The 24,637-nt window shown below is 38.1% G+C and carries 20 protein-coding genes and 1 pseudogene; 14 read left to right on the top strand and 7 right to left on the bottom strand.

Translation table 11 applies throughout. From position 1 onward, the window contains the following. Positions 1-62: 62 nt before the first annotated feature. Positions 63-1,358, bottom strand: coding sequence for a carboxypeptidase-like regulatory domain-containing protein (locus tag RM529_RS10940; protein WP_311484834.1), 1,296 nt, complete (start codon positions 1,356-1,358; stop codon positions 63-65). A gap of 282 nt (positions 1,359-1,640) precedes the next feature. On the opposite strand from RM529_RS10940, the gene RM529_RS10935 reads away from it, so the two are divergent. Beyond that, on the top strand, positions 1,641-2,372 hold the full coding sequence (locus RM529_RS10935; RefSeq protein WP_311484833.1) for a class I SAM-dependent methyltransferase: 732 nt from the start codon (positions 1,641-1,643) through the stop codon (positions 2,370-2,372). A 331-nt stretch (positions 2,373-2,703) separates the two neighbouring features. Continuing rightward, on the top strand, positions 2,704-3,891 hold the full coding sequence (locus tag RM529_RS10930; protein WP_311484832.1) for a hypothetical protein: 1,188 nt from the start codon (positions 2,704-2,706) through the stop codon (positions 3,889-3,891). Between the two features lie 304 nt (positions 3,892-4,195). On the opposite strand, the gene RM529_RS10925 is transcribed toward RM529_RS10930, so the two are convergent. Further along, positions 4,196-5,383, bottom strand: coding sequence for an acetate/propionate family kinase (locus RM529_RS10925; RefSeq protein WP_311484831.1), 1,188 nt, complete (start codon positions 5,381-5,383; stop codon positions 4,196-4,198). 183 nt (positions 5,384-5,566) lie between these two features. Beyond that, entirely contained in the window at positions 5,567-7,660 is a 2,094-nt protein-coding gene (gene pta, locus RM529_RS10920; RefSeq protein ID WP_311484830.1) for a phosphate acetyltransferase, read from the bottom strand. A gap of 530 nt (positions 7,661-8,190) precedes the next feature. Between pta and ychF the strand changes: the two genes are divergently transcribed. The 5 genes from ychF (at position 8,191) to mscL (ending at position 14,874) form a co-directional block, all read left to right on the top strand. Next, positions 8,191-9,285, top strand: coding sequence for a redox-regulated ATPase YchF (gene ychF, locus RM529_RS10915; RefSeq protein ID WP_311484829.1), 1,095 nt, complete (start codon positions 8,191-8,193; stop codon positions 9,283-9,285). A 141-nt stretch (positions 9,286-9,426) separates the two neighbouring features. After that, on the top strand, positions 9,427-11,289 hold the full coding sequence (locus tag RM529_RS10910; protein WP_311484828.1) for a DNA topoisomerase IV subunit B: 1,863 nt from the start codon (positions 9,427-9,429) through the stop codon (positions 11,287-11,289). Beyond that, positions 11,286-11,774 (top strand): hypothetical protein, encoded by a 489-nt coding sequence (locus RM529_RS10905; RefSeq protein WP_311484827.1) that lies wholly within the window; start codon positions 11,286-11,288, stop codon positions 11,772-11,774. Before RM529_RS10910 ends, RM529_RS10905 begins: the two co-directional genes overlap by 4 nt. Beyond that, on the top strand, positions 11,774-14,422 hold the full coding sequence (locus RM529_RS10900; RefSeq protein WP_311484826.1) for a DNA gyrase/topoisomerase IV subunit A: 2,649 nt from the start codon (positions 11,774-11,776) through the stop codon (positions 14,420-14,422). Before RM529_RS10905 ends, RM529_RS10900 begins: the two co-directional genes overlap by 1 nt. After that, the gene (gene mscL / locus RM529_RS10895) at positions 14,422-14,874 is read left to right on the top strand and encodes a large-conductance mechanosensitive channel protein MscL (protein WP_311484825.1); all 453 of its coding nucleotides are present in this window, start codon (positions 14,422-14,424) and stop codon (positions 14,872-14,874) included. The genes RM529_RS10900 and mscL overlap by 1 nt, the downstream gene beginning before the upstream one ends. Positions 14,875-14,878: 4 nt before the next feature. Here the strand turns inward: mscL and RM529_RS10890 are convergent, their stop codons facing one another. Beyond that, the gene (locus RM529_RS10890; protein ID WP_432264533.1) at positions 14,879-15,214 is read right to left on the bottom strand and encodes a DNA topoisomerase IV; all 336 of its coding nucleotides are present in this window, start codon (positions 15,212-15,214) and stop codon (positions 14,879-14,881) included. A gap of 70 nt (positions 15,215-15,284) precedes the next feature. Then, positions 15,285-15,704 (bottom strand): helix-turn-helix domain-containing protein, encoded by a 420-nt coding sequence (locus RM529_RS10885; protein ID WP_311484823.1) that lies wholly within the window; start codon positions 15,702-15,704, stop codon positions 15,285-15,287. 238 nt (positions 15,705-15,942) lie between these two features. Between RM529_RS10885 and RM529_RS10880 the strand changes: the two genes are divergently transcribed. From RM529_RS10880 to RM529_RS10855, 6 genes are all read left to right on the top strand, one after another. Continuing rightward, complete coding sequence (locus tag RM529_RS10880; protein WP_311484822.1) at positions 15,943-17,148, top strand: M14 family zinc carboxypeptidase; 1,206 nt, start codon at positions 15,943-15,945, stop codon at positions 17,146-17,148. Between the two features lie 78 nt (positions 17,149-17,226). After that, positions 17,227-17,706 carry an Lrp/AsnC family transcriptional regulator gene (locus tag RM529_RS10875; protein ID WP_311484821.1) on the top strand — a complete coding sequence of 160 codons (480 nt, stop codon included), beginning with the start codon at positions 17,227-17,229 and terminating at the stop codon, positions 17,704-17,706. Between the two features lie 85 nt (positions 17,707-17,791). Continuing rightward, complete coding sequence (locus tag RM529_RS10870) at positions 17,792-20,374, top strand: phosphoenolpyruvate carboxylase (RefSeq protein WP_311484820.1); 2,583 nt, start codon at positions 17,792-17,794, stop codon at positions 20,372-20,374. Then, positions 20,374-20,892, top strand: coding sequence for a DinB family protein (locus RM529_RS10865; RefSeq protein WP_311484819.1), 519 nt, complete (start codon positions 20,374-20,376; stop codon positions 20,890-20,892). Before RM529_RS10870 ends, RM529_RS10865 begins: the two co-directional genes overlap by 1 nt. Continuing rightward, complete coding sequence (locus RM529_RS10860; protein WP_311484818.1) at positions 20,892-21,905, top strand: YihY/virulence factor BrkB family protein; 1,014 nt, start codon at positions 20,892-20,894, stop codon at positions 21,903-21,905. Before RM529_RS10865 ends, RM529_RS10860 begins: the two co-directional genes overlap by 1 nt. Positions 21,906-22,005: 100 nt before the next feature. Continuing rightward, a complete protein-coding gene (locus tag RM529_RS10855; protein WP_311484817.1) occupies positions 22,006-22,554 on the top strand; it encodes a type 1 glutamine amidotransferase domain-containing protein in 549 nt (182 codons plus the stop codon). Between the two features lie 65 nt (positions 22,555-22,619). Here the strand turns inward: RM529_RS10855 and RM529_RS10850 are convergent, their stop codons facing one another. Continuing rightward, on the bottom strand, positions 22,620-22,934 hold the full coding sequence (locus tag RM529_RS10850) for a hypothetical protein (protein WP_311484816.1): 315 nt from the start codon (positions 22,932-22,934) through the stop codon (positions 22,620-22,622). An 80-nt stretch (positions 22,935-23,014) separates the two neighbouring features. Then, on the bottom strand, positions 23,015-24,082 hold the full coding sequence (gene aroB / locus RM529_RS10845) for a 3-dehydroquinate synthase (protein WP_311484815.1): 1,068 nt from the start codon (positions 24,080-24,082) through the stop codon (positions 23,015-23,017). Between the two features lie 96 nt (positions 24,083-24,178). On the opposite strand from aroB, the pseudogene RM529_RS10840 reads away from it, so the two are divergent. Beyond that, positions 24,179-24,637, top strand: a pseudogene (locus RM529_RS10840) (proline dehydrogenase family protein); the annotation flags it as partial.

Raw genomic sequence — 24,637 nt, 5'->3', positions numbered from 1 at the left:
GAAAATAAGATTTAAAAAAATCGCCTGTTGCTTATAATGCGACAGGCGATTTTAAATTTCGATTATTCCTGGTTATCCTCCATATTCTTTTTAATTTTTTCAATGGCATTCTGTATTGATTTTTCAGGTTCGATGATATTGTTATTTCCCCAAAATTCAGCATCATAAAATCCTGAAACGTCATCGCCCATCACCACATAAGGATCAATAAATTCTTCAGTTTTTAGTTCTCCGTTGTCGGTATATTTTTCCCAGTTGGTTACAACCATTTCACTGTTTACGGTATAGCGGGAATTAAAGATTTTCTTTCTCCAATCAACTACATACTCCATAATGGCATTACCATAGGCGTAATGCCATTTTCCGTTGTTTTCTACATAATCTACTTTATAAGAGAGATCAACAGGATAAACTTTTGAGCCTGAAGGTTTCTTTTTTACAAACATTTTTGTCGCAGTACGGCGATCGTCAACGTTTAGTTTATATTCTGCCCGCACGAGTGTTAGAGAATGAGCGTCTATAAACAACTGTCCAAAATACCACGGCGTTGACTTGTCTGTTTCCTCAAAATTTACAACATAAATATAATTGTCATTAATCTTTGTAGGTTCGTCAAAGCTAAACTCATAATTCTTGGTCATTCCTGGCTGTAAGACATATTCAGTATATTTTATGAGATCGAGGTAAAGCGCGTTGAAGGGTCCGCCACGTAGCTTGAGCGCCAGGGTATCGAGTTTATCGTAATCTGTACTTTTTCTGGCTTTGTAAATTGAGACAAGGTCGTCCTTATTAGAGTTATGCGGACTCTTATAAATTTTTACTACTGCCTCAGATAAGGATACATTGGTGCGTCTTCTTTTTATGGTTTCCCGATAGAAGGAGGTCATTAATGTCTGATCGCTAAAATAATTTTCATCTTTTTTCTGTAGCATTTTATTTACCAGTTCCCTTGGATCATCGGCGTCAAAAATATTAATTTCCGAAAGTTCTTGTACAGAGTTTACCAGTTCTACCCTGTTATTCTCTTCAAAATAATAAAGGGGCAGGCTTTTACTGTTGTAGCCCAGCCTGGAAACTGTAACGGTTACAGGTGTAAGATCTTCTGGTACACGCAGGGAAAATTCTCCGTCGGAATTACTTATTGTTGAAATATTGCTTCTGTTTACTGAAATTAATGCAGAAGCTATGGGATCATCGCTTTCGCTGTTTATAACGATACCTCTGTATACACTGAAGTTTGTGGAATCGGTTTGTATTTCCTGAAAGACAGCACTAAAACCGGGAGAAACTGCGAAAATCAGCAAAAAAAGAATCGTATAGATTTTTCCAATTTGGAAGGGTGAATTTATTTTTTTCATGGCATGTGCTTTTCTTTCTAATTTAAGTAAAAAACACTTATTATTAACATTAATTTAGTTAAATTAATTTGGAATTGTGCAGGAGGATATCAGACACTTTTTCGTCTTAAAGTAAGAATGTTTTATTTTCCTTGCTTTTTGCACAGCTGAAAGCCCGCACCATATAAAGGAAGGAGTTCAGACTTTAAGGAGTTAAATGCTTTTTTAAAATTGTATTTTTAGCCAGGATTCACGAAATTAATATCCGCATAAATATTTCTAATTTTAGACAAGGAACGTACGGTGAAAGACAATTTCTCTACAAAATCGGCTGATTATGCCAAATATCGTCCTGTTTATCCTCAGGAGGTATATGATTTTATCGCAAAACAGCTTTCGCAGAAGCAAAATGCATGGGATTGTGGTACAGGGAACGGCCAGGTAGCTGTAGAACTGGCAAAGGTCTTTAAAAAAGTGTACGCTACAGATATTAGTACACAACAACTAAGTCATGCCCCAAAAATGGCAAATATCGACTATTCCTTACAGTCTGCCGAGGCTACAGATTTCCCCAATCATCATTTTGACCTGGTAACCGTGGCGCAGGCGATCCATTGGTTTAATTTTGATCAATTTTACGCGGAAGTGAAGCGCGTTCTAAAACCGGGGGCGATAATTGCCATTATTGGCTACGGACTTTTTAAAAGTAATCCTGAAACTAATAAGGTGATTGATCATTTTTATGAGAATATAATAGGAGAGTACTGGGATATGGAAAGAAAATACCTGGATGAGGAATATAAAACTATTCCCTTTCCTTTTAAAGAAATTGAAACGCCAAAAATTTCACTTCAGCTTAACTGGAATTACGATCAATTAATTGGCTATTTAAAAACCTGGTCTGCGGTAAAACATTATGAAAAAGCAAACGGCGAAAACCCGGTAGATCTTATTGCTGCAGATCTCAGGGAAACTTTTGGGGAAAATGGAGGAATTACTTATCCCATTTTGTTCAGAATTGGGAAGAAGAAGTAAAAGGGGTACGAAGTAGCTGTTTCTTAAGTGGCTGTTGTGGGTTTTCAGTTGTGGGACTTTCGAAACAGTTTAAGCAATACTCGAAAATGCCAGTTTTCGGCTTGTGATCACAATTAGGCGATGAGCAAAAGAACAAACGAAAATCGAACTGAGGTTTTTCTTCAAACCAGGAATTTAAAAACTCCGATCTTATTTAGCAAAGAATGAAATTTGAGTAAAAGCTCTACCTTTAATCTGAAAAAATTTATGGCTGCATTTTTGATGCTTTAGCCAAAACTTCAAAACTGCAGCTTATATTATTGCTGTGGTTTAAACTTTAATTTCATAGTTTATGAAGAGAATAGGTATAATTCTACTGTTAATTTTCGCAATTACTCCGGCGTTTCTGTCGGCACAAATAAATGATCAGTCTGTTACCCAACAAGTTCTCCAGGAATTGAACAGGGAGAGAACGTTGCTGAGTCAGAACCTCGACTTCCGAATAAAAGAAATAGATTCGAAAATTAATAATCTGGATGAGAGTATTAAAAACACCAATTCTGCCGCAGAAAAAGTAGAAAAGCTTGTGGAGCGTGTAAAGTTCCTGGAGGAGCGCCAGGAAGAGATCGATATAAATACTGTTGGGGTTTATAAGTACAATTACAGTTCGGCAGTTTTAAACCTGGCTTCTATGGAGCGTGAAATAAAGCCACTCAATCTGTTTAATTCTTCCCGTGAATTCTATTCGACTTTAGATAAGGTGAGCAATCCCATGAATTATGAAGGCTACCAGGAATGGTTTGGGAACTTCAAAAAATATATAGAGGAAGAGAAGGAGGAGGATGCGAAACTTGCGGCTCTTAACCATATTATTGGTGTAACGGGAGATCTAGCACAGGGAACGCCTTTTACGGGAATGTTTGCCGGAACTCTTTTCGACGGAATCAGTCAGTTTGTAAATTCTCTGGGACGGCGCGACAGGGAAATGAAAGATAAAAGCCTGGAAATGCTGAAGCTGACGACCACCGTTTCTCAGTTTACACACGATAAAGATCTTATTGAAACCGAATGGGAGGCGATTAATAAAAGCCTGGATGAGCTTAAAGAGCTTCAGAATAAGGCGATGAAGGAAAATCTTGTGAATATTTTGGAGATTAATCAGAAGGAATTTGAGGAGAAATTCACCAATGAAACAGATGCTAAAAAAAGGACCCAGTATATCCTGGATATTTCAAAGGTAGCAGAAAATAAAATAGCAGAGGAGAAGGCAAAAAACCCTGAAAACTGGAAACAGGATTACCACGACCAGATGATGACCGTTCAGAATTTAAAAATACGCTTTGGAACAATCACTTTCAGGATTCTTGAGAACCTTGAAAAATACGAAGATTTGATAAAGAAATATCAGAATGACAAATACCTTAAAGATGAAATGGTACAGCTAAAACTGAAGCTTGACCTGGTAAGAAACAGTTTTGAATCTACTTTTAATCCGCAGGAATATATTAAGGCGTCTAACGAGATGTATGTGGTTGAGTAAGGTTTAAGGGTTAAGTGTTTAAGGTTTAAAGTTTAAAGTTAAAAAGTTAAAAAGTTAAAAAGAGAAAGAGGGAAGAAGTTAGAACACGGGTGGGAAGTAAAGGAGGAAAGGTTGTCTCTGCCTTCTTTTCCGTAGCTGAACCTGTCTCAGGGTTTGACAAGAAGTATTTCATCAAGCGCATAAGATGCTGAAACGAGTTCAGCGTAATGATTTTGGAACTCCGAACCACACACAACAAACAACGAACAACTTTTAAAAGAGATTACTGAATTAGACAACAACACCTCCATTTATTTGTTTCATTTTATGATACCAGCTCCTGCACCTGTTTTGCAATTTCCAGTTCTTCATTTGTAGGAATTACCATCACTTTCACTTTGGAAGATTTTGTGCTGATTTCCCGGTTTTCTTTGGATCGGGTATTATTTTTTTCTTCATCCAGTTCTATGCCGAAAAAATCCATATTATCGCATACCAGTTTTCTCATGGTGCTACTGTTTTCCCCAATTCCGGCAGTAAAGATGAGAACATCCAGCCCATTCATTGCTGCCGCATAAGAGCCAATATATTTTTTAATTCTGTAGACGTTCATTTCTAAGGCTAACTGACATTCCCGATTTCCTTTTTGAGCTTCGGCTTCAATATCGCGTAAATCGCTGTATCCTGTTAAACCGAGCATTCCACTTTTTTTAGTGAGAAGCTCATTCACTTCCTCAATAGTGTAATCTAGCTTTTCTACAAGGTGAAAAATAACAGAAGGATCTATATCCCCACTGCGGGTTCCCATGATTAGGCCGGAAAGGGGAGTAAATCCCATAGAATGATCTATACTTTTTCCGTTTTCTACAGCCGTAATGCTGCAACCGTTCCCCAAATGGACACTGATGATCTTAGAATCGGATTTATCTAAAATTCTGGCCGCCTGCTCTGAAACATATTTATGACTGGTACCGTGAAATCCATAAAGACGGATGTTTTTCTCTTCTGTCAACTTATTCGGAATTGCGTATTTATAAGCTTTTTTGGGAATGCTGCTATGGAAAGCAGTATCAAAAACCGCCACCTGCTGTGCTTTAGGAAAAACTTCTTCTGCAACTTCAATCCCCGTAAGATTTGGCGGATTATGCAGCGGAGCCAGGGAAAATAAGGACTTTATTTCTTTTTTAACTTTTTCATCTATAATCGTGGTTTTTGAAAAAGTTGTGCCGCCGTGAACCACCCTGTGCCCAATGGCCGCAATTTCTGAAGCATCTTTTATAACACCTTTTTCGGGATCCATGAGAAGGTTGGTAACTGCTTTTAATGCTACCGAGTGATTAGCAACTTCCTTTTCTTTTGTCCCCGAAAATCCTTCAGAAGAATAATGTATTTCTGAATTCTCCTGACCTATACGTTCTACAAGGCCTGAAGCCAGAACTTCTTCTGTGGGCATTTGAATTAGTTGGAATTTAAAGGAAGAACTTCCGGTGTTTATTACGAGTATGTTTTTCATATTCTGATTATTCTAAATCGTTTCATTAAGCATTTTTTCTGCTTTAATCATACCTACAAGGTTTTAAAAACCTTGTAGGACTTTCTGTTAAAAAAAATGATTAGTGGTGATTGAATTTCAAAAAAATATTTTATCCAAATAATATGTTTGTTTAATATTTTCAAAAATTTCACTCACTACTCACTACATTCCCTGTGCCTGGATAGCAGTAAGGATTACAGTGTTAAAAACATCATCTACGGTACAGCCGCGGCTAAGGTCATTTACCGGTTTGTTGAGGCCTTGTAGCATTGGCCCTATTGCGAGTGCGCCGGTTTCTCTTTGCACCGCTTTGTAGGTATTGTTCCCGGTATTAAGATCGGGGAAAATAAGCAGGTTTGCCTGTCCTGCTACTTCAGAATCTGGCATTTTGCTTTTCCCAACAGAAATATCCACGGCTGCGTCGTATTGAATTGGTCCTTCAATTTTAAGATCGGGACGTTTCTTTTTCACAATTTCGGTAGCCTGGCGCACGCGGTCTACATCGGCTCCTTTTCCGGAGGTTCCCGAGGAGTAGGAGAGCATGGCTATTTTCGGATCTATTCCAAAAGCAAAGCAACTTTCTGCGGAAGAAATAGTGATTTCCGCAAGCTCTTCAGCAGTAGGATTCGGATTAATTGCGCAGTCTCCGAAAACTGAAACCCTGTCTTCCAAACACATAAAAAACACCGAGGAAACAACGGATACTCCCGGTTTTGTTTTTATAAACTGCAGTGCGGGACGAATGGTATGCTGCGTTGTATGAGCCGCACCAGAAACCATTCCGTCTGCATGGCCTTTGTAAATCATCATCGTTCCGTAATAAGAAACATCAGTCATCCAGTCCCGGGCCATGTCCAGGTTCACTCCTTTATGTTTTCTGATTTCGTACAAGGTTTGTGCATAATCTTCAAATTCTTCAGATTTTACCGGATTTATAATTTTGATTTTTTCAGGATCAAGATTAAGCCCGAGTTTCATTATCTTTTGTTTAATAACCTCTTCATCGCCCAGCAAAGTGATGTCTACAATGTCTATGGCCATAAGTCTTCCGGCTGCAATTAAAATACGATCATCGGTACCTTCAGGTAAAACAATATGTTTTTTACTTTGCTGTGCCCGTTTAACAAGACCATACTGGAACATACGCGGCGTAATTCCATGAGGTTGGAAATTTATAAGACGTTCAACTAAAGGATCAAAAGAAACATAGCGTTCAAACGTACTAATGGTGGTTTCAATTTTCTGAATACTGTCTGCGTAAATATTAGATTTTATTGCACCAACTTTATTTGTGACATTAAAGGTGCCGTCTTCCACAGAAATTATCGGAACAATTTCAGAAAGACCTTCTATCAATTTAATAATGGAAGGCTCTGGGGTGAGTCCGCCCGTGAGGATAATTCCCGAAATACGTGGATAATTACTGGAAATATTGGCCTGTAAAGCTCCCAAAATGATATCTGCCCTGTCGCCGGGAGTGATCACCAGGCTTTCATTTCTAAGAGTGGTAAGATAATTTCGCAGCTGCATTGCTCCAACCCCGAAATTACCGGTTTGGTTGTTCAGGAATTCATGTCCGAATAAAATTTTTCCGTCTAAAGCTTTTACAATTTCCTTTAAGGTAGGATTGTTTAAAGTTTCTACCAGCGGAATTGCAAACACGTCGATTTCCTCCGGAAGAAATTCGCGCATATTTTTCTTAGCAGTTTCGAGGTTTTCCTCCAGGATTTTATTGCTCACCATTGCCAGTACATCTACATCCTTTTCTATAAAAGCATTGTAGGCCATCCTGAGACTGCCAAGATGCTCTTCCCAGCTTTTGTCTTTACCGCTGGTTATGATGATTACAGGTATACCAAGGTTTCTGGCAGTAATTACATTAACGTCAAATTCAAACACACTGCCTTCACCAGAAAAGTCGCTCCCTTCCACCAGCACAAAATCATATTCTTCTTCCAGTTTTTTATATTTACGGATAATCGTATCGATTATTTCTCCGGATTTCCCTTCATTTCTCTTCTGAATCAGCTCATTTCTTGTAAAAGCAAAGGCATCTTCATACGGCATCTGAAGATCAAAATAGGAGAGGATCGTGTCTATGTGATTATCTCTTTTTCCCTCTGGCACATCGTTAATAATTGGTCTGAAATATCCAACTTTTACGGTTTTTCCCAATAGGGTGCGCATTAATCCAAGGGAGATCATAGATTTTCCGCTGTGGGATTCTAATGTGGCAATGTATATTCCTTTATTCATGTTTGAATTTATTATGGCGCAAAATTAAGCTGATAAAAAGTAATGAAGCTGTCCTCACGGGTTAAATTCCTCTAAAAACTGATGAAGATCAGCATTTGGTTTTAATATACGGAAAAAGGAAGAGCATTAAAAAGCATAGAAAATTAGAGGAGGTCGAAAATTGCCAATTTTCGACAATGAGTTTTACCACGAATAATTTTTAAGTACTTAATTAGAAAGTTTCTCAGCGCATCCTGCTTCTTGTCTCCTTTTTCCTGATTCAGGTTTTTAAGGTGAGTTTCTAAAATGCCAATTATCGGCAATAAGTTTTACCACAAATCCACGAATAATTCTTAGCGCATCCTGCTTCTTGTCTCCTGTTTCCTGATTCAGTTTTTTAAGGTGAGTCTCTAAAATGGCAATTTTCGACCCTCAGTTTAAAATTACATTTAGCGAATTTGGGTTTCTAACTTCTTTCCGCACCAATATTAATTCTCGGTTCTAATTGCTATCTTTGCAGCCGCAAAATTTACTGCATCAAAATATAGCATATGAAAGCCGGAATTGTAGGATTACCTAATGTTGGAAAATCAACACTTTTTAACTGTTTGTCCAACGCCAAAGCGCAAAGTGCCAACTTTCCGTTTTGTACGATAGAACCAAATATTGGAGTCGTAAATGTTCCGGATTCCCGTTTGCAAAAATTGGAAGGCTTAGTTAATCCAGAGCGTGTACAACCGGCCACGGTCGAAATTGTGGATATTGCAGGCCTCGTTAAAGGTGCAAGTAAAGGAGAAGGTTTGGGAAACCAGTTTTTGGGAAACATTCGGGAAACCGATGCAATCCTTCACGTGCTAAGATGTTTTGAAAATGATAATATCGTGCATGTAGATGGTTCTATAGATCCTATAAGGGACAAGGAGACTATAGATATTGAACTTCAGCTAAAGGACCTGGAAACGGTGGAAAAGAAGCTGGAAAAAGTAAAAAGGGCAGCAAAAACAGGCAATAAAGAAGCCCAAAAAGAGGAAACTGCACTTTTAAAGCTGAAAGAAGGACTGGAAGCAGGAAAATCTGTTCGGGCTATTGATGTTACTGAAGATGAACATAAAGAATTTGTGAAGCCACTTCAGTTTATTACCGATAAGCCGGTAATGTATGTTTGTAATGTGGATGAAGGATCTGCAGTTGATGGAAATAAACATGTAGACAGGGTTAGAGAAGCTGTTAAAGATGAAAATGCGGAAGTTTTAGTACTCGCTGTTGGCACTGAAGCTGATATTACAGAACTTGATGATTTTGAAGAGCGACAAATGTTTCTTCAGGATATAGGGCTTGAAGAGCCGGGTTCTGCAAAACTAATCCGTGGCGCTTACAGTTTGTTGAATTTACAGACCTATTTTACTGCAGGAGAAAAGGAAGTACGTGCGTGGACGATTCCCGTAGGTTCTACCGCACCGCAAGCTGCCGGAGTGATCCATACCGATTTTGAAAAAGGATTTATCCGTGCCGAAGTAATCTCTTACGGGGATTTTGAAAATTACGGAAGCGAAGCAAAAGTAAAGGAAGCCGGAAAAATGAGGGTAGAAGGGAAGGAGTACATTGTTAAGGACGGTGATGTGATGCATTTTAGGTTTAACGTGTAGATACGCCCGTGACCGGCAATGGTAGATACGCCCGATCGGGCGTATCTACCATTGTGAAATCTTTGTTAATTACTTTGTGCTGCTACTATTTTAACTTTTTAAGGTAAACCTTATATTAGCTGCAAACTCCATGCACTGTTTATGAGCGATGAAACAAAGTATACCGAGGATAATATCCGGTCTTTAGACTGGAAAGAGCACATTAGGATGCGTCCCGGGATGTATATAGGGAAATTAGGTGATGGATCCAGTGCAGACGATGGTATTTATATTCTTCTTAAAGAGGTACTCGATAACTCGATAGATGAGTTTGTAATGGGTTCCGGGAAAACTATTGAAATTTCTGTACAAAACCAGCGCGTGATTGTTCGTGATTACGGCCGTGGAATTCCACTGGGGAAAGTTGTAGATGTAGTTTCCAAAATGAACACCGGCGGGAAATACGATACCCGCGCTTTTAAAAAGTCCGTTGGTCTTAACGGAGTTGGTACCAAGGCTGTAAATGCACTTTCTTCTTATTTTAGGGTGGAATCAAGCCGTGATGGCAAATCTGCTTCAGCGGAATTTGAACAGGGAAATTTGCAGGATGAGGAAATTCTGGATGAGACTTCACGGAGGAGAGGGACCAAGGTGACTTTTATCCCTGATGAAGTGATTTTTAAGAATTACAAATTCCGTAATGAGTATATCGAGAAGATGCTCAAAAATTACGTCTACCTCAATCCGGGCCTGACCATTGTTTACAACGGAGAAAAATTCTATTCAGAAAACGGATTAAAAGATCTTTTAGGTGATAGTATAAACGAAGACGATCAACTTTATCCTATTGTTCATCTAAGAGGAAACGACATTGAAGTGGCCATAACCCACAGCAAGTCCCAGTATAGCGAAGAATACCATTCTTTTGTAAATGGACAAAATACTTCGCAGGGAGGAACACACCTTTTGGCCTTCAGGGAAGCAATAGTCAAAACCGTTAGAGAATTCTACGGAAAAAACTACGATGCCAGCGATATCCGGAAATCTGTCGTTGCGGCAATCAGCATAAAGGTAATGGAGCCCGTTTTTGAGAGTCAGACGAAAACCAAGCTCGGTTCTACAGATATGGGGGGAGACCTTCCTACGGTAAGGACTTATATAAACGACTTTGTAAAAACAAATCTTGATAATTACCTGCATAAAAACACTGAAACCGCAGAACAGCTTCAGCGAAAAATCCTTCAGGCAGAAAGAGAGCGTAAGGATTTATCGGGTATCAGGAAACTGGCTAAGGATCGGGCGAAAAAGGCTAGTCTTCATAATAAAAAATTGAGGGATTGTCGTATTCATCTGGGCGATAGTAAAAAGGAGCGGTACCTGGAAAGCACACTGTTTATTACCGAGGGAGATTCGGCAAGTGGATCTATTACAAAATCCAGGGACGTGAACACCCAGGCGGTTTTCAGCTTAAAAGGAAAACCTTTAAACAGCTATGGGCTGAGCAAAAAAATTGTTTACGAGAACGAAGAATTTAATCTTTTGCAGGCGGCTTTAAACATAGAGGAATCTATGGAAGACCTGCGTTACAATAATATCGTGATTGCCACAGATGCCGATGTAGATGGGATGCACATCCGGTTATTGCTGATCACGTTTTTTTTACAGTTCTTTCCGGAATTAATTAAGGAGAATCATTTGTATATCTTACAAACTCCGTTATTCCGGGTTCGGAATAAAAAGGAAACTATTTATTGTTATAGTGAAATGGAGCGCAAGCAGGCACTCGAAAAATTGCCTGGAAAAACAGAGATTACAAGGTTTAAAGGTTTGGGGGAGATTTCTCCAGATGAATTTGTTCATTTTATTGGTGATAATATCCGTTTGGATCCGGTAATGCTCGATAAAGACAAATCCATTGAAGAAATGCTGAGTTTCTATATGGGCAAAAACACCCCGGACAGGCAGGAATTTATTATTGATAACCTTAAGGTTGAACTTGATCTTATTGAGGAGCTGGGGATATGAGGTTTACCAATAAAAACGAAGTAAAAATTATTCCTTCTATTTATATAGTTTTGGTCGCCGTTTTTGTAACCAATATTTTTGTAAATATAGAATTGATGAGCAATGAGGAGCCAATTGGCTTTAGTCATTATTTGCCAAATATCGTCACTATTTTAATCGCGTTTTACGTCCATAGAATAGGACAGACTTTTGATTTTGATAGTGACGGGGAGACGCTGAATTTTAAAAATAACGGTGTATTCTTTTCAAAATTTATGGAATATCGTGTGAAAAAAGCAGAATTTCCGAAGAGAAAACTCGGGAAGTTCAGGTTTAACGATTACGGAATTTATTCTTCATTAACAATATTCATCAAGTCCAGAAGAAGATCAGGATTTAAAAAATATACATTTAATACTACGTTTTTATCCCGAAAAAAGAAGAAAGGAATGATTGTCTCCCTTCAGAAAGTATTAGAGTACAACGCGAATAAAGCAACCGCCTAATGGAAGAAAACCAAGAAGGAGCTCAGGAAGAACATTTTGACCAACCCAAAGAAGAGCTTATTCGGGTAACCGGAATGTACAAAGACTGGTTCCTGGATTATGCTTCATATGTTATCTTAGAAAGGGCTGTACCTGCAATAGAGGATGGCTTTAAGCCGGTACAGCGCAGGATTATGCACTCCATGAAAGACCTGGACGATGGCCGCTACAATAAAGTTGCGAATATCGTGGGGCATACCATGCAGTACCATCCACACGGGGATGCCAGTATTGGAGATGCCATGGTGCAAATTGGTCAGAAAGACATTCTTATCGACACCCAGGGAAACTGGGGGAACATCTTAACAGGAGATCGTGCGGCGGCACCAAGGTATATTGAAGCACGACTTTCAAAATTTGCGCTGGAAGTGCTGTTTAATCCGAAGCTTACAGAATGGCAATTATCGTATGACGGGCGTAAAAAGGAACCGGTAAATCTTCCGGTGAAATTCCCTATGCTGCTCGCCCAGGGCGCCGAAGGTATTGCTGTGGGGTTAAGTACCAGAGTTCTACCACATAACTTTATAGAAATTATAGATGCTTCAATTAAGCATTTGCAGGGAAAACGATTTAAAATTTTTCCTGATTTTCCTACAGGAGGAGAAGCAGATATTACAGATTATAACGACGGATTGCGTGGCGGGAGAGTACGGGTGCGCGCAAAAATTACGCAATATGACAAAAATACGCTTGCGATAACAGAAATTCCCTATGGCACCAATACCACGTCTTTAATAGATTCCATTTTAAAGGCTAACGACAAAGGGAAAATAAAGATAAAACGGATTGAAGATAACACCGCTGCAGAAGTAGAAATCCTTATTCATCTTCCTCCTAATATTTCTCCAGATAAAACTATAGATGCTTTATTTGCCTTTACCCAGTGTGAAAATTCCATTTCACCGTTGGGATGTGTAATTATCGATAACAAACCTATCTTTCTTGGGGTTTCTGAAATTTTACGCCGGTCTACAGACCATACGCTGCATTTGCTTAAACGCGAACTGGAGATCAACCTGGAGGAACTGGAGGAGCAGTGGCATTTTGCTTCTTTGGAAAGAATTTTTATTGAGAACAGGATTTACCGCGATATTGAAGAGCAGGAAACCTGGGAAGGAGTTATAAAAGCAATAGATGAGGGGCTAAAACCACATATCCAACATCTTAAACGCAAAGTAACCGAAGAGGATATTGTTAGGCTTACAGAAATCAGGATTAAGAGAATATCCAAATTTGATATTGATAAAGCCCAACAGAAAATTGATGCCCTGGAAGACCAGATCGCTAATGTGAAACATCATTTGGACAATCTGGTAGATTATGCTGTAGCGTATTTTAAGAAACTGAAAAAAGACTACGGAACAGGAAAAGAACGCAAAACCGAACTCAGGATATTTGAAGATATTGAAGCTACAAAGGTTGTCATAAGAAATACAAAGCTCTATGTAAACCGGAAAGAAGGTTTTATTGGAACTGCTTTAAAGAAGGATGAGTATGTGACGGAATGTTCTGACATTGACAACGTCATCTGTTTTACGGCAGATGGCAAAATGATGGTCACTAAGGTGGATACCAAAACATTTATAGGTAAAGACATTATCCATGTTGCTATTTTTAAGAAGAAGGATAAACGTACTATTTATAATATGGTTTATCGCGATGGTAAAGGCGGTAGCACTTATGTAAAGCGGTTTGCTGTAACATCGGTAACGAGAGACCGGGAATACGATCTGACCCAGGGAAAAAAGGATTCAAAAGTGTTGTATTTCTCTTCTAACCCCAATGGGGAGGCAGAGGTTATTACTGTTTTCCTGCGACAGGTAGGAAGCATTCGTAAAGTAAAATTTGATGTTGATTTTGCAGATATTCTGATAAAGGGAAGAAATGTAAAAGGAAATATTGTTACAAAATATTCTGTAAAAAGAATTGAATTAAAAGAAGAAGGAGTTTCTACATTAAAGCCCCGAAGGATCTGGTTTGACGATACCGTAAACAGGCTAAATGTAGATGGGAGAGGAGAATTGCTTGGCGAGTTCAAAGGAGAAGACCGGCTTTTGATCATCACCCAGGACGGTATTGCCAAAACAGTAATTCCAGAGCTTACCAATCGTTTTGATGACGAAATGGTGGTACTTGAAAAATGGTCGCCAAAAAAACCGATTTCAGCGATTTACTGGGAGTCTGAAAAAGAGCGCTATTATGTAAAGCGATTCCTGATAGAAAACCCGGATAAGGAAGAAAAGTTTATAAGCGATCATGAAAAATCTTATCTTGAAGTAATTTCTACAGATTATTTTCCTGTAGCAGACATAATTTACGGAAAACAAAGAGGAAAAGATCAGCGGCCAAATGAGGAGCTTAATATTGCAGAATTTATTTCGGTTAAAGGAATTAAAGCCCTTGGAAACCAATTGACCACAGAGAAGGTGAAACAAATAAACATGCTCGACCCACTTCCCTTCGAGGAGGAAGAAGAAACTCCTGCGGAAGATATGGATGTTGTAGATGATGAAACTGTTGCGGATGGCAGAAAAGGTCCGGAAAAAGCAAAAGATAAAGACAGCGATTCTTTATCTTCACAAAGTCAAACAAAGTTATTTGATGAATAATGGCTGGGTTACTAAAAGAGTTTAAGGAGTTTGCCGTAAAAGGCAACATGATAGACATGGCGGTAGGTATTATTATTGGTACCGCCTTTAACCGCGTTGTGGATGCCCTGGTAAAACAGGTGGTTATGCCGCCGTTGAGTATCCTTACAGGAGGTATAAATTATACTGATAAAAAGATTGTCTTAAAGGAAGGAATTGCTGCGGCAGACGGTAGTGTTGCTGTAGAAGAAGTTGCCATTGGATATGGAATGTTGGTACAGGCTTTAATAGATTTTCTTATTATAGGCTTCACCATATTTGTAGTAGTAAAATTTATTAACCGTTTCAAGAAAAAAGCAGAAGACCCTAAAGATAAAACTGTGGTCACTCCCAAGGATATAGAATTACTTTCCAATCTAAATGATTTAATGGAGGAGCAGAATAAAATGCTGCGGGAAAGAGGGGGCATTTAAAAGGTCATTTCACTTTTTTGACAGAACCGCGCTCTCTCCTGGTTTCCCCTACAACACCATATTCAAACGTATACCCGTTTTTGCTGGTGGTGAGTATTTTCATATGGATCGGTTTTCTTTCCGCCATATTCTCCGGGTTAAGGTTTTTCAGGATGAATTCACAATCATTTATCCATCGTACAGAAGAAGTATCTGCTTTTCCCTGGAACTTATCTATTTCTACGGAATCATTTCTAATAAACCGGGAAGTAATGATTTCACCATTGAGGTAGGTTTCAAATTCAAAAGTACCCGTTTTGTAATCCTCACAATTTCTTTCCGGCTGAAAGCAGGCTGTCATTAAAAAGCTGAATGTTAAAATCAGAAGTAGTTTCCGCATGCTGCAAAGTAAATTCTTTTTGCAGGAATATTCAATTTTCAAAGGCGTCAAATGTTCCATCCTCGTAGAAAATCACAATTTTTTTTATTGCTTTTGATGAGCCGGTTCTTCTCTGTTGCTCAGTGTCGAAAATTGGCATTTTTGAAGGATGATCCTTTTGGGTTCTTTCCGTCTCTGTTTTCTGCCTTATTTCTTCGGAAGGAGGTAAGCTTGCAGTTTCATCTTCTTTAGGGAAATTTCCTTTTCCATTTAACAGCCAATAAAGTTCCACTTCGGGAAACGTCTTTACAATCTTCATAACAAAATCCAGGCTGGGCTTATTTCTGCCAGACAGAATATGAGAAATAGAAGAGCGGCCAACTTCAATTTTATCTGCAAAAGAAGCGGCAGAAAGATCGTAGAACTTAATGATTTTATTAAGCCTTAATGCAAATTTTTCTGTGTTTACCATTGTGAAACCATTCTACTTTAATCGGAGTTTACAAATGTAAAACATATAATGCAACTGTACAAGTTACAAATGTAAATGAACTTTTTGTATTACAACTAAAGCTTCAATCTAAGTATATAAACACCTTAATAATGAATAATTTAGATACGATTTTTAACTACATAGGATTTTTTCCAACAGATGATGTCTGAAGTGTTATTCTATTGTTTACAAATGTAACAAGTTTAAAGCAGAGTTGATGTTTACAATTGTAAAATCTATAATTTTTACTTTTGTGAGCATGAAAAATTACCCATTACATTTACAAAAGATAATGCAGGGCTATACTGCGTTAAAGAACCAGAAGATTTCCGGCAGGTATTTAAATCTGGATCATATTACACCAGAGCTGGAAAAATTAACTGATCACTTTACAATTGAGAAAATAGGAGAATCGGCTTTGGGAGAATCCATTTCTGTAATAAAAACCGGAAATGGAAAAATTCGAATATTAGCCTGGTCCCAAATGCACGGAAATGAATCTACGACCACTAAAGCTGTGTTTGATCTCTTAAATGCCTTTAAGCAGAAAAAAGATTTCCCTGTTGTGGAGAAGATTCTTCAAAACTGTGAAATTTGGATCATCTCCATTTTAAATCCCGATGGTGCCCGGTCTTATACCCGTGTTAATGCCAATAATGTGGATTTAAATCGGGACGCACAGCATCTTCAGGAGGTAGAGAGCCGAATCTTACGGAAGCAGTTCGATCGTTTTTCTCCGCACTTTTGCCTGAACCTTCATGATCAGAGAACTATTTTCACTGCCGGCGACCAGCCAAAACCGGCCACGTTGTCTTTTCTTACGCCTTCTATGGACGAGGAACGGAAAATTACTGCCAGCCGTAAGATAAGTATGCAGGTAATTTCAGCAATTGTCCGAGATCTTGAGAAGGAGTTGCCGGGGCAGATAGGGCGTTACGACGATGCCTTCAACTTAAATTGTACAGGAGATACTTTTCAAAGTGAGGAGGTACCCACTATTTTATTTGAAGCCGGTCATTATCAAGATGATTATATGCGTGAGGTTACCAGGAAATATGTTTTTGCAGCTTTAATTTCGGCTTTGCACGCTATAGCTACCGGAAATTATAACGCTGTTGATTTCAAGAAATATGAGAAAATTCCTGAGAACCAGAAATTATATAATGATGTTGTATTAAGAAACTGTACGGTAAATCGTAAAAAAGTAGATGTTTCAATTCAATTTAAGGAAAGGCTGGAGCATAATAAGATTAACTTCGATCTAAATATTGAAAGAATTCAGCCTAATGTAAGAACTTTCGGTTTGAGAGAAGTGGATTGTAAAGGAAATGAGCTGGCCTTAAAAGGGGAGAACGGAGTGGGCGAAAACGTTTTAGTTGAGGAGATATTCTTAAATGAAAAGAAATTAGACCTTAAACCTTAAGAATTCTTCAATTGTTTATCAATAATTCAATGATTTTGTATTATTTTTGAATTTCATATAAATAGAAGTTTAGAGAAAATGGCCAAGTTTAAATTAGACGAAACAGATCATCAAATTCTCGATATGCTCATTGAGAATACGAGAACTCCTTTTACCGATGTTGCAAAGAAGCTGTTAATATCGGCCGGGACAGTACATGTGAGGGTTAAAAAAATGGAGGAAGCAGGGATAATTATTGGATCTTCCCTTACTCTGGATTATAAAAAATTAGGGTATGCTTTTATCGCTTATGTAGGGGTATTCTTGAAGAATACCTCACAAACAAAATTTGTTTTGGAGCGTATTAATGAAATTCCATTTATTACTGTTGCTCATGTGACAACCGGAAAATTTAATGTATTTTGTAAAATCAGGGCTAGGAATACCCAGCACGCCAAAGATATTATCTTTCAGTTAGATGATATTGAAGGAGTGTACAGAACAGAAACTATGATTTCTATGGAGGAGAGCATAAACGACAAGAAACGTTTGATGCATTCGATTTTCCAAGAAATGTAAGGTGTCCTAAACTTTTTATAAAAACCCTTTAGGCTACCTTGTTTAAAGGGTTTTTTAATAAATTTAAGTCAAACCAACTATAATTATGCACAGAGAACCAAAATTAGAAAGATTTAATGAAAGTGTACTTGCGAAATACCAGGTATACAACAGCATTTTTCTAACCTTACCTTTTAATGACATCAGTAAAACCGGGGCTCTACTGCCCTTGTTTCAGGATATTTGCGAAGAAGGTTTTAAAAAGAACAGAAATCCTTCAGAAATAGTCGAGAGTTTCTTTAAGAAATACCACGAAAATCCTTCTGAAGAAGAAAAGAATAATCTCCTATTCCGGTTTATTCAATTTATAGAGCGACAGGTAGTATTGTTTGATGCTATTGAAGATGCTTCTTTCCCTATTGTAATTAATATGGATGGACGCGGAACTCTTAGAAATGTAAAAGAAGAGGCGGAGGCGAAGAACAAAACAGCAGAGCTTCGTGACTATCTAAAAAGATTTAAAGTTCGACCTACTTTAACGGCGCACCCTACGCAATTTTATCCGGGAGCTGTATTGGGAATTATTACAGATTTGGATAGAGCTATACAGCAAAACGATGTAATTGGTATAAAAAAATTACTTGCTCAATTAGGTAAAACACCATTTTTTAAAAAAGAAAAACCGACTCCTTATGATGAGGCAGTAAGTCTTATCTGGTATTTCGAAAATGTCTTTTATCAAAGCGCCAGTAAAATTTACAATTATATTCAGCAGAATATCTTTGAAGGCGAGGATGTTGGAAACCAGGTAATAAATCTTGGCTTCTGGCCGGGAGGTGACCGTGATGGAAACCCTTACGTAACCACTGAAATTACGCTGAAGGTAGCGAGAAGATTAAGGAGCACAATACTTCTTAATTACTACAGAGATGTACGAAAATTAAAGCGAAGAGTCACTTTTGAGGAAGTAGACCAGATAATGTCTGATCTGGAGTCTGCACTATACAGAAGCGCGGTGTCCAGAGAGGAAGACCTTAAACTATCTATTGAAGATTTTAAGGATAAATTACAGAAGATCAAAGAGATTATAATTGAAAGACATAACTCTCTGTTTTTAGATGAGGTGGACGATCTCTTAAATAAAATTAAGCTTTTCGGTTTTCATTTTGCTACACTGGATATAAGGCAGGATGCTACTGTACATGAAGAGGTAGTGAATGAAATTATTAGGGTCACCAATGCAAAGGGTGAGGGTATTTTTCCTGAAAATTTTAATGAACTTTCAGATAACGAACAGATCGATATTCTTAAAAATGTTAAGGGTAAACTCGATCCTGAAGATTTTGAAGAGGGCATCACAAAATCAACAATATCGTCCGTTTATGCAATGCAGGAGATTCAGGAGAAGAATGGAGAAAATGGAGCTAACCGCTACATTATAAGTAATTGCGGATCTGTACAGGGAGTACTTACTCCTTTTGCTTTTCTTAAAGCATGCGGCTGGGAGAAGCCAACTGTGGATGTTATACCATTGTTCGAGACCGTTCCAGATCTTCAATCTGCTCATAAAACGATGGAAGTTCTTTATAAGGACCCTGTTTATAGTGAGCATTTGCAACGTCGTGATAATAAGCAAACTATAATGTTAGGCTTTAGTGACGGGACAAAAGATGGGGGTTACCTTATGGCTAACTGGAGTATTTACAAAGCTAAAGAAATGATCACCAAGGTTTCCAGGGAATACGGAATTAAAGTGATTTTCTTTGATGGTAGAGGTGGTCCACCAGCCAGAGGAGGAGGAAAAACGCATCAGTTCTACGCTTCGCTTGGATCTGGAATTGAAAATGAAGAAATTCAGTTAACCGTTCAGGGGCAAACGATCAGTTCAAACTTTGGAACAAAAGATTCCTGCAGGTACAACCTTGAGCAATTGCTGAGTTCCGGGGTATCTAATGAGATCTTCAGTAAAGGAAGCAATACCCTTTCTGATGAAGACCGGGAAACGATGAACAGCCTGGCAGAAATAAGTTATAATACTTACACCAATTTTAAGCAGCACGAAAAATTTATTCCTTATCTGGAAAAAATGAGTACGCTTAAATATTACGCCAAAACAAATATTGGGAGCCGCCCTTCAAAAAGAAATAAATCTGCGCAGCTTAATTTGAAGGATCTGCGTGCCATTCCTTTTGTGGGGAGTTGGAGTCAATTAAAACAGAATGTACCTGGATTTTTTGGAGTGGGTACTGCAATAGAGAATTATGAAAAAGAAGGAAACCTGGACAAAGTAATCCAGCTTTACAATAATTCCATCTTTTTCAAAACCCTGCTGGAAAACAGCATGATGAGCCTTACGAAGTCTTTCTTTGAATTGACTTCTTACATGCAGGACGATAAAGAGTTTGGGGACTTTTGGAAACTTATTCATGCCGAGTTTGAACGTAGCAAAGCAATGATCCTGAAGGTTACCGGATATCAGAAGCTTATGGAGAATGAGCCGGCAGGTCGTGCTTCAATTGAAGCCAGGGAAAAGATCGTGCTGCCGTTACTTACTATCCAACAACATGCTCTTAGAAAAGTGCAGGAGTTGCAGGACAGTGAAGAGAAAGCTGCATTACTGGAGACTTACGAAAAAATGGTTACCCGTTCGTTGTATGGAAACATTAATGCGAGTAGAAATTCGGCATAATGGAGGTGCATGAATTGTCATCTTCCGAATATCCTGAATTTTATCAGACCTATATAAGCAACATCCCCAAAGAAGCATCTTTGGGGATGCTATTTAGGAGCAATATTGAAGATTTAAAAGAGATTACCAGTACGATTTCTCCCGATAAGTTGTCATTCAGATATGCGCAGGAAAAGTGGAGTATAGCTGAAGTGCTTCAGCATCTCATAGATGTAGAGCGGATTTTTCAGTATAGAGCATTATGCATTTCAAGAGGAGAACAAACTTCCCTTCCGGGATTTGATCATGATGACTACGTTGTCCAGTCTGAAGCAGGAAACAGAAGCCTCGACAGCCTTCAGGAAGAAGCAGAAACCGTAAGAAGCTCGGGTATAGTACTGTATAACGGTTTGTCTGAAGCTATGCTTCAACGTAAAGGAATTTTAAATGGTGGTCCGGCAAGTGTCCGGGCGATTGGTTTTATAATTGTTGGACACACTCAACATCATATAAAGATCCTGCAGAAAAAATATTTATAATGCTGAAATCTTTAAAGACATTCTGGAAGCTTCTAAAAGATGCTTACGCAAACTGGAACAGGAACGAGCCGTATGCACGCGCTGCTACGATAGCATATTATGCCCTGTTCTCTTTGCCGTCTTTAATTATAATTGTTGTTACAGTAGTTGGGTATTTCTTCGGAAGAAAATTTGTACAAGGGAAAATTACCGAGGAAATAGGTTCTTTTATAGGAGAGGATTCGGCAGAGGCTATTGAGAATATGGTTTCTAATGCAGCTTTAACAGAAGGCTCGACCCTTGCAATAGTTTTTGGTATTGGGGTTCTTCTTTTTGGTGCTACGGGAATGTTTTTTCAGCTGAAAATGGCTATGAACAACATCTGGAATGTTGCAGCTAAAAAGGCAAATTTCGTCAAATTATTACTGGACCGGGCTATTTCCCTTGGAATGATTTTAGTCATTGGACTTTTAATGCTGGTATCGCTTGTCATTTCGGCACTTCTAAGTATTGTAAAAGATCAAATTCACCTATATCTGCCTAATATTACCGGCTTTATGGTGGGAGCAGCAAATTTTTGTATATCGTTTTTATTTATAACTTTTCTTTTTGCGGCTATTTTTAAACTTTTACCAGATATACATATAAAATGGAGAACCACCCTTTATGGTGCAGCTTTAACTGCAACTCTTTTTATTATTGGAGAGTTTTTAATAGGTTTTTACTTTGGGCAAAGCAACCCTGCTTCTGTTTATGGTGGGGCATCTTCTGTGGTACTTATTCTTTTATGGGTGTACTATACCTGTTTAATTTTATTTTTTGGAGTTGAATTCACGGTACAATATGCCCTTCATAAGAAAGAAAGGGTAGAACCGAATAGGTTTGGTGAGCCTGCTATTTATCAGGAAATGGAGAAACTGGAAGCAAAACGTCTTCAGCTTAAAGAAGAGAAGACAATTATTGATACGTTAAAGTCCAACCTGGACTATGAGAGAGAACAGGCAAAAAATGCAGACGAGAATAAGAAAGCTTAATAAAGGTTTAACGATCATGCCATGAGTTTTATAAGGACCTTAATATAAACTTCCATAGCCTGTTGTTATCTTTGGAGTAAATCAAAAATGAAGAAGAATTATGAAAAAGAGAATAGCAATTTTAGCAACAAACGGATACGAAAAAAGTGAGCTTGAATCTCCACTGGAAGCAATGAAAAAAGAAGGTTTTCAGGTGGATATTGTAAGCCTTGAAAAAGGAAAAATTAAAGGCTGGGAAAAAGGAAACTGGTCTGGTGAAATTGAAGTAAATTATAAGGTGGACGAAGTTTCTGCTAAAGATTATAACGCACTTGTTTTACCGGGAGGAGTCATAAATCCTGATAAATTAAGAAGAAGTGAAGATGTGCTTGTTTTTGTTAGGGACTTTTTTAAACAAAGCAAACCAGTAGCAGCAATTTGCCATGCGCCATGGACACTTATTAGTGCCGAAGTGGTGGAAGGCAGAACGATGACTTCTTTCCATTCTATCAAAAAAGACCTTGAAAATGCAGGAGCACTTTGGGTAGATAAGGAAGTAGTGGTAGATGAAGCTCTTGTTACCAGTAGAAATCCTGATGATTTACCTGCATTTAATGCAAAAGTAATCGAGGAAATTAAAGAAGGTAAGCATGATTTACAACATGCCTAGTCACTTGAAGTTATAGAGCATAAAAAAAGGAACGTGTGAGCGTTCCTTTTTTTATTTCAATAATGTTATTTTTCGTCATCGTCATCATCTTCAATGGCTTCATCGTCTCCCTTTTCAGGAATTTCTACAATAGGTTCGTTAAAGTCTGAATCATCATAATCATCTTCATCAAAACTGGCCATAGTATTTTCCAGTCTTGTACTTACTTTTACCAGGTAAATAGTATCCTCTGTCCTTACTTCAACAGCATCTACAGTTTCATTTTTGGCGTTTTTAAAAGAAATTACCTGATTGTCATCATAGCCGTCAGGATATCTCTCCACTAACAGGCCTAGAATTTCCGGGGTTAATTTTTTGTAGTCTACGATTATCCTCTTCATAGGTAGAACGGTTTAAACAATTTTTTTGTGGTTACTGAGTTGGTCTTTTAATTTTAAATGTAATATTTTAAATATAAAAATCAAGCTTTTTGATAAAATTCAAAAGCTTGATATATTATGTCATTAGGAACAAGGCAATCTATTTCGGGTTCACCAATATTTTTCAAAAGAACGAAATTAACATTGCCTCGCTCGTTCTTCTTGTCGAACTTCATTAGATCTATAATACTGGCGATCTCTTTCTGATTTACTTCAATTTTGCCGTAAATATCAAAAATTTTAGAAGAAATCTGTACTAATTTTTCTTCAGGAAAATCTTTTAACTTTTGAGAAATAAAAGTTGCGAGAACCATGCCTGCGGCAACGGCTTCTCCATGAAGAAGCGTTATTCTGGAATCGTTGGTTAGAAAATAGGATTCAATGGCATGTCCCAATGTATGGCCAAAATTAAGGGTTTTCCGAATGTTCTTCTCGTAAGGATCTTTTGTGACAACTTCAGACTTGATATCTACAGACTCTTTTATTATTCCGTCCAGATCCTGAAGGTCGAGATTTGCCAAATTTGACACCTTTTCCCAATATGACTCGCTTTTTATAAGTCCGTGCTTTAAAATTTCTGCCAGTCCGCTTCTTAACTCATTCTTTGGAAGGGTGTCAAGATAATTACTATCAATAATTACCATTTCCGGGTGATTAATAACACCTATCTGATTTTTGAGGTTTCCCAGGTCAACTCCCGTTTTTCCTCCAACCGATGCGTCTACCATAGATAAAAGACTGGTAGGTATATTAATGTATGCTATCCCTCTTTTAAAAGTAGAGGCTACAAAGCCTCCAAGATCTGTCACCACTCCGCCACCTACGTTTATCAGCAGGCTTTTCCTATCAGCACCTAATTCCGAAAGGGCATTCCATACCCCGCTACAGGTCTCCAGGTTTTTGTTTTCTTCACCTGCCGGAATTTCTATGATCTCAAAATCTGAAGCTTCATTTAATCTAGACAGGAACTTTGATAAGCAAAGTTGATGGGTGTTTTCATCTACCAGAACAAAAACTTTGGAAGGCTTATTGCTGTTCAGGTAATTATCAACTTGATTGTAAGCCTCTGTACTGTAATAAACATTTCCTCTTTTTGCCGGATTTGCCATAGTTTATGCTGTTTTTACCGGTTTCGAAAATAAGGAGAATTATTATTTAATGAAATCAATCTTCAATATTTATATTTGCTCAATAACAGGTACCCTATGATAAGAAAAAAGATATTTAACAACACAGCAACCGCTTTTAAGCTAAAGTCTGATTTGGAACTGGATCGTGCTATATTTTTATTTAGTATGATGAACAGACAGAGACTGGTAAAAGCGGGTACTTTTCTAACCAAATTTTCTCTAAAGCTTCACCTTCCGGTGGAGGGAATGATCAAAAAAACCATTTTTGAACAATTTTGCGGGGGTATCCATAAGGAAGATTGCAAAGAGGTAATTACAGAAATGCATGAGGAGAAATTACATAGTATCCTCGATTATTCAGTTGAAGGTAAGGAGACTGAAGAACAATTTGATGCAGCCCTGGAGAAAAAATTGTCGTTGATTAAGTTTGCCGACAAAAAGGCAGAACTACCTTTTTCAGTCTTTAAACCTACAGGAATTGGTCGTTTTGCAATTTGGGAAAAGGTAACCGAAAAGGTGAGCCTTAATGAAGCA

The sequence above is a fragment of the Autumnicola edwardsiae genome, from assembly GCF_031846505.1.
Taxonomy (GTDB): domain Bacteria; phylum Bacteroidota; class Bacteroidia; order Flavobacteriales; family Flavobacteriaceae; genus Autumnicola; species Autumnicola edwardsiae.
The sequence above is the reverse complement of the archived record's forward strand: the minus strand, read 5'-3'. Positions and strand labels throughout refer to the sequence as shown.